The 10,025-nt window shown below is 59.3% G+C and carries 10 protein-coding genes and 1 pseudogene; 5 read left to right on the top strand and 6 right to left on the bottom strand.

The window, feature by feature from the left end; translation table 11 throughout:
• Positions 1-185 precede the first annotated feature (185 nt).
• Both rhtA and V5E99_RS19150 read left to right on the top strand, forming a co-directional pair.
• A complete protein-coding gene (gene rhtA / locus V5E99_RS19155) occupies positions 186-1,010 on the top strand; it encodes a threonine/homoserine exporter RhtA (protein ID WP_499803842.1) in 825 nt (274 codons plus the stop codon).
• 167 nt (positions 1,011-1,177) lie between these two features.
• Positions 1,178-1,459, top strand: a complete 282-nt coding sequence (locus V5E99_RS19150) for a hypothetical protein (protein WP_041069802.1) — start codon at positions 1,178-1,180, stop codon at positions 1,457-1,459.
• Here V5E99_RS19150 and V5E99_RS19145 read toward each other — a convergent pair.
• Positions 1,446-2,024 (bottom strand): TetR/AcrR family transcriptional regulator, encoded by a 579-nt coding sequence (locus V5E99_RS19145; RefSeq protein ID WP_499803839.1) that lies wholly within the window; start codon positions 2,022-2,024, stop codon positions 1,446-1,448. The genes V5E99_RS19150 and V5E99_RS19145 overlap by 14 nt on opposite strands.
• Before the next feature lie 92 nt (positions 2,025-2,116).
• Between V5E99_RS19145 and V5E99_RS19140 the strand changes: the two genes are divergently transcribed.
• Positions 2,117-2,845: an SDR family oxidoreductase gene (locus V5E99_RS19140; RefSeq protein ID WP_499803838.1), complete on the top strand. Its 729-nt coding sequence runs from the start codon at positions 2,117-2,119 to the stop codon at positions 2,843-2,845.
• Between the two features lie 36 nt (positions 2,846-2,881).
• Positions 2,882-3,472, top strand: a complete 591-nt coding sequence (locus tag V5E99_RS19135) for a 2-hydroxychromene-2-carboxylate isomerase (RefSeq protein WP_499803837.1) — start codon at positions 2,882-2,884, stop codon at positions 3,470-3,472.
• Here the strand turns inward: V5E99_RS19135 and V5E99_RS19130 are convergent.
• The gene (locus V5E99_RS19130; protein ID WP_499803836.1) at positions 3,469-4,467 is read right to left on the bottom strand and encodes a zinc-dependent alcohol dehydrogenase family protein; all 999 of its coding nucleotides are present in this window, start codon (positions 4,465-4,467) and stop codon (positions 3,469-3,471) included. The genes V5E99_RS19135 and V5E99_RS19130 overlap by 4 nt on opposite strands.
• Positions 4,468-4,579: 112 nt before the next feature.
• Here V5E99_RS19130 and V5E99_RS19125 point away from each other — a divergent pair, with 112 nt between their 5' ends.
• The gene (locus V5E99_RS19125) at positions 4,580-5,488 is read left to right on the top strand and encodes a LysR family transcriptional regulator (protein WP_499803835.1); all 909 of its coding nucleotides are present in this window, start codon (positions 4,580-4,582) and stop codon (positions 5,486-5,488) included.
• On the opposite strand, the gene V5E99_RS19120 is transcribed toward V5E99_RS19125, so the two are convergent.
• The 4 genes and pseudogenes from V5E99_RS19120 to V5E99_RS19105 form a co-directional block, all read right to left on the bottom strand.
• Positions 5,481-7,292, bottom strand: a complete 1,812-nt coding sequence (locus V5E99_RS19120; RefSeq protein ID WP_499803834.1) for an aminopeptidase P family protein — start codon at positions 7,290-7,292, stop codon at positions 5,481-5,483. The genes V5E99_RS19125 and V5E99_RS19120 overlap by 8 nt on opposite strands.
• Positions 7,293-7,385: 93 nt before the next feature.
• Positions 7,386-8,513: pseudogene (locus V5E99_RS19115) on the bottom strand (aminotransferase class V-fold PLP-dependent enzyme); the annotation flags it as partial.
• Positions 8,514-8,719: 206 nt separating this feature from the next.
• Positions 8,720-9,334: a LysE family translocator gene (locus V5E99_RS19110; protein ID WP_499803833.1), complete on the bottom strand. Its 615-nt coding sequence runs from the start codon at positions 9,332-9,334 to the stop codon at positions 8,720-8,722.
• 101 nt (positions 9,335-9,435) lie between these two features.
• Complete coding sequence (locus V5E99_RS19105; RefSeq protein WP_499803832.1) at positions 9,436-9,705, bottom strand: hypothetical protein; 270 nt, start codon at positions 9,703-9,705, stop codon at positions 9,436-9,438.
• Positions 9,706-10,025: the final 320 nt, after the last annotated feature.

The following is a 10,025-nucleotide window of genomic DNA, read 5'->3' as shown; positions in this document are numbered from 1 at the left end:
AGCTTTTCTATCAGACCGCTGAAAAACCCTGCTTATATATAGACGCGACCACAACGAATGCGCAGTATATTGCCCAACACATAAAACAACACTTTCTCCACCCATTCGGACGATGCCTCGCAATGAATGACCAACCCCGCAGCCTTGCCTCGACTCTCTTTTCGGTTGGCCTTCTACTAATAGCCATGGCATCGATCCAGTCCGGCGCCTCCCTGGCCAAAAGCATGTTCCCCATCGTCGGCGCCCAGGGCACCACCACCCTGCGGCTGATCTTTGCCAGCGTGATCATGCTGCTGATACTGCGCCCATGGCGAGCGAAGCTCACCGCCAAATCCCTGCGCACCGTCATCATCTACGGCATGGCGCTGGGCGGCATGAACTTCCTCTTCTATATGTCGTTGCGCACCGTGCCACTAGGAATTGCGGTAGCTCTGGAGTTCACAGGGCCGTTGGCGGTCGCCATCTATGCCTCACGGCGCGCCATAGACTTTCTATGGATCGCCCTTGCCGCTGTCGGTTTGCTGCTTTTAATACCTACAGGCGCTACGAATGCCGGCATCGATCTGGTTGGCGCAGGCTATGCACTTGGCGCCGGCGCATGCTGGGCGCTGTACATTCTGTTCGGCCAGAAGGCTGGTGCCGATAATGGCGTAACAACCGCCGCCCTGGGCGTCATGATCGCTGCGCTCTTCGTTGCACCCATAGGAATCGTCCATGCAGGTGCGGCGCTGCTGACTCCTTCGCTGATCCCGGTAGCCATCGGCGTCGCCATTCTGTCCACCGCCCTGCCCTATACCCTGGAGATGGTCGCCCTGACGCGGATGCCCGCCCGCACCTTCGGCACACTGATGAGCATCGAACCCGCATTCGGCGCACTCTCGGGACTGCTGTTTCTCCATGAGTACCTTTCCCTTTCACAGTGGATGGCCATCCTGTGCATCATTCTGGCCTCCGTCGGCGCGACCATGACAATGGGCAGTGCCGCAAAGCCCGCCGTTGCGGCGGATTGATACAGGATTTGACGAAGCTCTGGCATTTGCCGCTCAATTAGGCCATGTTTAGGCCCGCAACCCAGTGCCACACATGGACTTTTTCAGATAGGGACATCGGAGCGCTACAAGCGAATACGAATGCAGCCAGACCTGGGCACAAGATCCGGGCCGCTATAAGGACAGTAATGAAACGAATTTTGATACTGATCGCCGTTCTTGCAGTTGCGGGCTGCGCAGCAACTTCGAAGACCCAGGTCAAACACGGCAAGAAAGGGCTGCATATCAACTGTTCAGGACTCTCGTCCTCCTGGGACAAGTGCTACACCAGCGCCGCCAACTCGTGCGCGCCCAAGGGTTACAAGGTCATCGCCAAGTCGGGCGACGCCGTGGAAGAGCCCGGTGATTATCCATTCGGCCTCAACCCTGCCGGCTACACCAGCCGCAGCATGATCGTCATTTGCAAATAGCTTGAGGCCGCCCGGCAATCTGGCGGCCAATCTCGTCCTGACTGGACTGCAGCACTGTGCGCTGAATATCCGGTGTAGCTAACATCCGCGCCACGACCAGCGCGCCGATGCATTGCGACAGAATCGCCCATGCCAGGCTGTCGCTCTCCAGAATCCGCGCCCAACTCTCCTGAAGCCGACAAATCCATATCTCCGCTTGCTGCCGAACCAACAAGTCCGAACGGGCAATTTCCGCTCCCAGCGCAGGCAGTGCGCACCCAGACTCAGGCTGATCGACATGAGCCATGCTCAGGTAGTGCTTGAGACAGCGTTCGAGCCGAGTACGATCCTGCTCACCCTGCCCGCCCAGCCTAGCCAGGCTTTGACACAACTCTCGCTCGACAATCGCCGCGAACAATTCGTCCTTCGACGAAAAGTGACTGTAGAACGCCCCGCCACTCAAGCCGATTGCCTTCATCAAGCCATCGACACCGACCGTTGAAAAACCAGACTTCTTGGCCGACACCGCACTGCTTTCCAGCAACTTCTCTTTAGTTTCCAGCTTGTGATTGGGCGAGTAACGCATTGCCTTGTCCTCAGGATTGATCACCTTGACGCTGGCCGGATCGTAGCATAACGCTCGTTCAGTTAACGATCGTTTACCAAAGGGATCTACCCATGAATAACAAGAGGGTCGTACTGGTTGTTGGCGCTGGGGATGCTACCGGCGGCGCCATCGCCAAACGTTTTGCCCGGGAAGGCTACATTGCCTGCGTTACCCGCCGCAGTGCCGACAAACTCCAGCCCTTGGTGGATGCGATCAAGTCCAGCGGCGGCGAAGCTCACGGCTTTGCCTGTGATGCGCGCAAGGAAGAGGATGTGATTGCGCTGGTCGAGCAGATCGAAACCGAGATCGGACCGATCGAAGCGTTCGTCTTCAATATCGGCGCCAACGTGCCATGCAGTATTCTCGAAGAAACCGCCCGTAAATATTTCAAGATTTGGGAAATGGCCTGTTTCTCAGGGTTCCTCAACGCTCGCGAAGTGGCCAAGCGCATGGCAACACGCCAACGGGGCACCATCCTGTTTACCGGGGCAACGGCCGGCATGCGCGGAGCAGCAGGTTTTGCCGCTTTTGCCGGAGCCAAGCACGGCATCCGAGCCCTGGCCCAAAGCATGGCCCGGGAACTGGGGCCGATGAACATCCATGTCGCCCACATCGTGGTGGACGGCGCTATCGACACTGACTTTATCCGCGACAGTTTCCCGGAAAAGTACGCGACCAAGGATCAGGACGGCATCCTCAACCCCGAGCACATAGCCGAGAACTACTGGTACCTGCACAGTCAGCCACGGGACGCCTGGACCTTTGAGCTCGATCTGCGCCCCTGGAACGAACGCTGGTAAGCCCTCCCCCACAACAATAAACAGAGCGCACCGACCATGAGCAAAACCGTGGAGTTCTACTTCGATCTCGGCAGCCCCGCTACTTACCTGGCCTATACCCAGCTACCAAAGATCTGCGCGCAGACCGGCAGCCAGTTGATCTACATTCCCATGCTGCTGGGCGGCGTCTTCAAAGCCACCGGCAACGCCTCCCCTGCGACCATCCAGGCCAAGGGTCGCTACATGTTTCAGGACCTGGACCGCTACGCCAAACGCTACAACGTGCCGCTGAAGTTCAATCCGCATTTCCCGATCAATACGCTGATGCTGATGCGCGCCGTCACCGGCATGCAATTGCGTCATCCCGAACGTTTCCAGGCGTTTATCGATTGCCTGTTCACGGCCCTTTGGGTCGAAGGTCGCAGCCTCGATGATCCGGCGACTGTCGCGGCCGTGCTGACGCAACACGGTTTCGACCCGAACGAGATACTGGCCCTGACCGCCGACGAGGAAGTCAAAACCGTACTCAAGGACAACACCGAGACAGCCGTGCAGCGCGGTGTATTTGGAGCACCCAGCATGTTTATCGATAACCAGCTGTTCTTCGGCCAGGACCGACTGGACTTCGTGCTTGAAGCCCTGAGTTAGATCTCGATCACCAACCGACCCTTGGCCGCTCCACTCGCGAGCAAGTCATAGGCAACCTCGGCAGTGGCCAGCGTGAACTGCCGAGGATCGAGCAATGGCTTCAGTTGCTCCGCCTCAATCAACTGCGCCGCCTCATGAAGTATCTCCCCGTGACGCTCGCTACCCTTGCCCGTCAGCAACGGCAACAAAGTAAACACCCCGGAATACGTCGCCCCGCGAAACGACAGTGGCGCCAGGCTGTGTTGGCCCCAGCCGAGACAGCTCACCACATGACCGTGATACACCCGCGCAGCCTTGAATGACGCATCCAGAGTCGCCCCGCCCACCGTGTCATAGACAATGTCGAAACCCTCCCCCGCCGTGTGCTCCGCCACATACTCTTCCACCGAAGACTTGCGGTAATCAATGAAGGTCGCCCCAAAGCCCTCGATGATTGCCTGTTGACCCGCCGAACCGGTAGCAAACACTTCAGCACCGAACGCTCGAGCCAATTGCACGGCCACATGCCCAACCCCACCGGCACCGCCATGGATCAGTACTTTCTGGCCGGCCCGCACCCGGGCACGATCCACCAACCCTTCCCACGCCGTAATCAAAACCAACGGCAGCCCCGCCGCTTCACGCATGCTCAGGTTGGCCGGTTTGCGCGCCAACAGCCGCGCATCCACCGCGGCGAACTCTGCCAGGGAACCCTGGGCACCTCCGATGCCGCTGGCCATGGCGTAGACCTCATCACCCGGCACCCAGCCACTGACACCATCCCCCCCACTTTCAACGGTTCCCGCCAAATCGATGCCCAAAACCGCCGGTAACGCCTGACGCGCATGAGCGGCCTGACCCGCACGGATTTTAAGATCCAGCGGGTTCACCCCACTGGCCTTGATCCGAACCAAGACCTGCCCCGCTCCAGGTATCGGGCGTTGAATTGAAGCCAAGCGTAATGGCCCATTGGCCGCGTCAACAATCAGACAACGCATTTCAATTGAGTCAGTCATTTCGCAAGTTCCTGTCAGAAGTGTGTCACCCATCTTCCTGCAAGCCACTCATGCCGATAAGACGCTATATAGCTATAGTGACCATGCCCATTTGGCATCAATGAGAAACCCCGTGGATAAACTCAACGCAATGGCGATCTTCGTCCGGGTGGTGGAGCGCGGCAGCTTTTCCGCCGTCGCCCGGGAATTGCACACCAGCCAGCCGACCATCAGCAAAGTGCTGCGCGCATTGGAAACCGAACTCGGTGGAAAGCTGATTTCCCGCAGCACCCGACAGCTTTCCCTGACCGACGAAGGTCAGCGGTACTACAGCGAATGTCGACAAATCCTCGCCGCTGTCGATGCCGCAGAACACAGTTTTCAATCCGGGCGCGAAACTGTCGCCGGCAATCTGCGGATCGGCTCATCCGTAAGTTTCGGGCGGTTACAAATCGCAACGCGACTCCCAGGCTTCCTCAAACACTACCCACAGGTGCACATCGACCTGCAATTGAGCGATCAAAATCAGGACCTGGTCAGTGAAGGGCTGGACGTCAGTTTCCGCATCGGCGAGTTGAACGACAGCGGCATGATTGCTCGCCATATCGGCACCACGCACCGGGTCACCGTCGCCGCGCCGGATTACCTCAAGCAACACAAAACACCCCAAACCCCGCAGGACCTGAGCGAACACAACTGCCTGCAGTTCAACCTGCTCAACAGTCAAAACCTGTGGGTTTATGAGAAAGCAGCCCTGCGCCACGAAGTGCGAATCAAAGGCAACGCACAAAGCAACAATTCCGAGGCGATCCGCGAAATGGTCTTGGGCGGATTGGGAATTGCGCTGTCACCGGTGTGGCTGTTCAGCGAGGATCTGAAAGCCGGGCGCGTCACGGCGGTTCTTAAAGACTACACGGCGCAGTCACTGCCGATTCATGCCGTGTCCCCGGCGAATCGTCGCCAATCCGCCAGGGTCAAAGCCTTTGTCGATTACATGAGCCAGGCGCTGGAGGCCGCGCCCGAACTCAAACCGGTCAGATAGCTGCGGTCCGGGTGTTCAGCCATTCCAGCGCGGCACCGTCGAGCAACGGGCTCAGGCGTTCGCGCACTTCGGCGTGGTAAGCGTTGAACCACTGTTTCTCGTCCAGCGTCAGCAGCGACGGTTCCAGGCAACGAGTGTCGATCGGGCACAGGGTCAGGGTTTCGAATTTCAGGAATTCACCGAACTCGCTCTTGCCTGCTTCACGGTTCAACACCAGGTTTTCGATCCGCACGCCCCAGCGGCCTGGACGGTAAGTGCCCGGTTCGATGGAGGTGATCATCCCCGGCTGCATCGCGGTTTGCGGTGCCGTTGCGGCTTGGTAGGCAATCACTTGCGGGCCTTCGTGCACGTTCAGGAAGTAACCGACGCCGTGCCCGGTGCCGTGACCGTAATCCACGCTTTCGGCCCAGATCGGCGCACGGGCGATGGAATCCAGCAACGGCGACAAAATACCCCGAGGGAATTGCGCACGGGTCAACGCAATCACGCCCTTGAGCACCCGCGTGCAATCGCGTTTTTGCTCGTCAGTCGGCGTGCCGACCGGCACCATCCGCGTTATGTCGGTGGTGCCGCCCAGGTACTGGCCGCCGGAGTCGATCAGCAACAGACCGTCGCCCTCGATCACCGCGTGTTCTTCTTCAGTGGCGTGGTAGTGCGGCATCGCGCCATTGGCGTTGAACGCGGCAATGGTGTTGAAACTCAGCGACACATAGTCCGGGCGACGGGTACGCGCGGCGGTCAGGTGTTCGTCGATGGTCAGTTCGGTGATGCGCTCACGGCCCCACGCCGATTCCAGCCAGGCGAAGAATTCGCACAGTGCCGCGCCGTCCTGCTCCATGGCCTGACGAATGTGCTCGGCGTCGGCCAGGCTTTTCTGCGATTTGGCCAGGGTCGTCGGGTTCAAGCCTTCCAGCAGTTTCACGCCGCTGTTCAGGTTATCCAGCAAACCGGCGGTGACGCGGGCCGGATCGACTTGCAGCCTCGCCCCGCTCGGCACCGCGCGCAGGGCATCGGCCACTTCGCTGTAATCGCGCAGGGTCACGCCGTCTTGTTCGAGAATTGCCCGCAGTTCAGCGCTGACTTTGCTCAGCGCCACGAACAAAGTCGCCTGCTGCTGACTGATCAAGGCGAAGGACACGAACACCGGGTTGAACGACACATCGCCGCCGCGCAGGTTGAAAAGCCAGGCGATGTCATCGAGGGTGGCGATGAAATGCCAGTCGGCCCCGCGCGCTTCAAGGGTCTCGCGCAGCTTGGCAAGTTTCTCGCCGCGGCTGACGGTCGCTTGCGGCGGCAAGTGTTGATAGATCGGCTCGTTCGGCAGCGTCGGGCGGTCGCGCCAGACTTCGCTCAACAGATCGATGTCAGTGCGCAGGCGAGCACCACGTTCTTCGAGTTTGCCGCCCAAGGTTCGCGCTGAAGCCACGGCCATCACCGCGCCATCGACGGCCACCACGCCACCTTCAGGGGTTTGTTCGGCCAGCCAGTCCAGCGGCCCCGGCTGACCCGGTTGCAGCTTGACCAGTTCGATGCCGCTGCCCTTGAGCTCCTTGCTCGCTTGCTCCCAATAACGGCTGTCGGCCCAGACGCCGGCGAAATCCGGCGTAACAATCAACGTGCCGACCGAGCCGTGGAAACCCGACAGCCATTGCCGACCTTGCCAGTAACCCGGCAGGTATTCAGACAAATGCGGGTCGGCCGACGGCACCAGCAGGGCATGAATGCCCTCGCGGCTCATCAGTTCACGGGTTTGCGCCAGGCGCTGGGGAACCAGTCCATTGGTCGAAGGCTGCGTACTCATCATGTCTCCTGCTAACCACTTCATCATTATTGTTGAGTGCCGATCCGGGCCGGCGCTCTCATCGTTCTATTGCCAGAACGCCGGTGCACTGGCGTTAGCGGTTTTAATCAATTCGATCGCTTGCTCGATATCCTGCTCGGTGGTGAAACGCCCGAGGCTCAAGCGGATGGTGCGACCGGCCGAACGAGCGTCGAGCCCCAGGGCCAACAGCACATGGGACGGGGCGTTACTGGCGGAATTGCAAGCCGACGTCGCGGAAAACGCGATCGAATGACCCAGCGCCGCAGCATTGAATTCGCCTTCGCTGAAGGTCAGGCTCAGGGTATGTGGAATGCGTTGGGTGGCGCTGCCGTTGAGGCGTACGCCGGGCAGGCTCAGCAGTTGCTCAAGCAAGCGCTCGCGCAGACGAACGATGGTGGCTTTCTCGGCATCGAACTCCGAAGCGGCCAGCGCAAACGCCGCGCCCATGGCCACGATCTGGTGAGTCGCCAGGGTGCCGGAACGCAAGCCGCCCTCGTGGCCGCCGCCGTGAATCTGCGCTTGTAAACGCTGCTGCGCTCGCGGGCCGACGTACAGCGCGCCGATGCCTTTGGGACCGTAGATCTTATGCGCCGAGAACGACATCAAATCCACCGGCCATTCGGCCAGATCGATCACAACCTTGCCCGCGCCCTGGGCCGCGTCGACGTGAAACAACGCGTCACGATTGCGCACCACCTGACCGATGGCCGGGATGTCGTTGACGGTGCCCAGTTCGTTATTGACCAGCATCAGCGACACCAGAAAAGTGTCCTCGCGCATGGCTTCGCTGACCGCTTGCGGGGTAATCAGGCCCTCGGCGTCCGGCACCAGATAGGTCACCGCCACACCGGCGTCCTGCAGTTGTTTCGCGGTATCGAGAATGGCTTTGTGTTCAATCTGGCTGGTGATGATGTGGCCACCGGACACACCTCGGGCCTGGGCGACGCCCTTGAGTGCCAGGTTGTTGGATTCGGTGGCGCCGGAGGTCCAGACGATTTGCTCGGCACGCGCGCCAACCAGTTCAGCCACTTGCTGGCGCGCCTGTTCGACCGATTGCCGGGCCTGCTGGCCGAACGCATGGGAACTGGACGCCGGGTTGCCGAAATTGCCGTTGAAACCCAGACACTCGACCATGACCTTGATGACTCGCTCATCCACCGGCGTGGTGGCGGCGTAGTCGAAATACAACGGACGTTTAATCATAAAAAGACTCGCAGAGCGTGTTCCGGGATCAGGAAGCTCGTGACTGAATAACTCAAAGCGTCGCCTTGTGAGCGACGCCGAATTATCCGCACGCCAGCAATACCTGATCGGAGGCCGTTAAAGAAGAACAACTTCATTTAAAAGTGCGTAGGAACGCTCCTGAAGTCGAGCTTAACAGGCATCGGCCAACCGGTTGAAGCAATGCATCAGCTAAAACTTTCCGCCAGCAACGGATACAGCGAAGCCACCAGCAGCAGGGCCATGCCCCAGTTGAAGATCCGCAACCAGCGGCGATCCTTCAACACATTGCGCAACAACGTGCCGCAACCGGCCCAGACGCCGACGCTCGGCAGGTTGATCAAGGCAAACACGGCGGCAATCACGATCACATTGGTGAAGTAGCCCTGCATCGGCGTGTAGGTGCTGATGGCGCCGATGGCCATGATCCAGGCCTTGGGATTGACCCATTGGAACGCCGCCGCGCTGAGGTAACTGATCGGCTTGCTCTCGCCCTGCTCGCTGTCGGAAACCGGCCCGGAGTGGGCGATTTTCCATGCCAGGTACAGCAAGTACGCGGCACCGACGTAGCGCAGCACGGTGTAGAGCAACGGATAGGTTTGAAACACCGCGCCCAGGCCGAAACCCACCGCGACCACCAGGACGAAGAAGCCGCAGGTGATGCCGAGCATATGGGGGATGGTGCGGTTAAAGCCGAAGTTCACGCCCGATGCCAGCAACATGGTGTTGTTCGGGCCGGGGGTGATGGAGGTCACGAGGGCAAACAGGGCGAAGCCCAGCAGCAGATCGAGCGAGAGCGTCATGGGTGGCAGTCCGTCAGGGTCAGTCAGGTATTGACCCTATCGCACGCCTTGCCCGAAACCCACGGACAGTTGGGTAAAAGTTCGAGCAGTACAGTCGGTACTTAGCTTGGGCGACCGTGAAGGTGTACGGCACGATCAGCGTTCATTTCGCCCTGGCTATCAAAGCCGTAGGACTTCTGTGGCTCGCCCAGCAATGCCGCTTTTTTTGAGTGGTATTCATCGAAGGACAAACCCTGGCGGTTCAACGCTTCCAGCGCCAGTTCCTTGCTTTCTTCGGCGGTGTAGGGCCGCAGTTCTGGCGAAACGTGGCTGGCACATCCGGCGAGAACGGAGATGGCGAGCAGCAAGGAAACAGTGAGTAAGCGGTTCATGAGGAGCGTCCTGACAAAGTTGTGTTTGGCGATGGGTGAAGGCTACGCCCGCGCCTCTGACAGCAGAAATCAACGCTCGTGATAGTGGGTATTGGACTTGGTAGAAACGCTGGGAGATCAAAAGATCGCAGCCTTCGGCAGCTCCTACGGGGGAGGCTTATATATTCAATAAAGATCTATAAATATCTGATTACGGTATTTTGAGGAATAACAGAGAGCCTTTATAACAACCTCATCGCTTCAACCGCTGTTGCCTGCGCAACTGTTTGCCTGGCAACAGTCATTCAACAAACAGCCCTGTTAATCGCACAGTCGAAGTC

Origin of the sequence: Janthinobacterium sp. LPB2021202312-11-4, from assembly GCF_037049705.1 — a bacterium.
In the GTDB taxonomy this organism is placed as follows: domain Bacteria; phylum Pseudomonadota; class Gammaproteobacteria; order Pseudomonadales; family Pseudomonadaceae; genus Aquipseudomonas.
This window is presented reverse-complemented; position numbering and strand designations above follow the sequence as displayed.

Excerpts from the sequence above, each read along its gene's own strand:
- rhtA (WP_499803842.1), top strand. The coding sequence starts at position 186 with ATGGCATCGATCCAGTCCGGCGCCTCCCTGGCCAAAAGCATGTTCCCC.
- V5E99_RS19150 (WP_041069802.1), top strand. The coding sequence starts at position 1,178 with ATGAAACGAATTTTGATACTGATCGCCGTTCTTGCAGTTGCGGGCTGC.
- V5E99_RS19145 (WP_499803839.1), bottom strand. The coding sequence starts at position 2,024 with ATGCGTTACTCGCCCAATCACAAGCTGGAAACTAAAGAGAAGTTGCTG.
- V5E99_RS19140 (WP_499803838.1), top strand. The coding sequence starts at position 2,117 with ATGAATAACAAGAGGGTCGTACTGGTTGTTGGCGCTGGGGATGCTACC.
- V5E99_RS19135 (WP_499803837.1), top strand. The coding sequence starts at position 2,882 with ATGAGCAAAACCGTGGAGTTCTACTTCGATCTCGGCAGCCCCGCTACT.
- V5E99_RS19130 (WP_499803836.1), bottom strand. The coding sequence starts at position 4,467 with ATGACTGACTCAATTGAAATGCGTTGTCTGATTGTTGACGCGGCCAAT.
- V5E99_RS19120 (WP_499803834.1), bottom strand. The coding sequence starts at position 7,292 with ATGATGAGTACGCAGCCTTCGACCAATGGACTGGTTCCCCAGCGCCTG.
- V5E99_RS19110 (WP_499803833.1), bottom strand. The coding sequence starts at position 9,334 with ATGACGCTCTCGCTCGATCTGCTGCTGGGCTTCGCCCTGTTTGCCCTC.
- V5E99_RS19105 (WP_499803832.1), bottom strand. The coding sequence starts at position 9,705 with ATGAACCGCTTACTCACTGTTTCCTTGCTGCTCGCCATCTCCGTTCTC.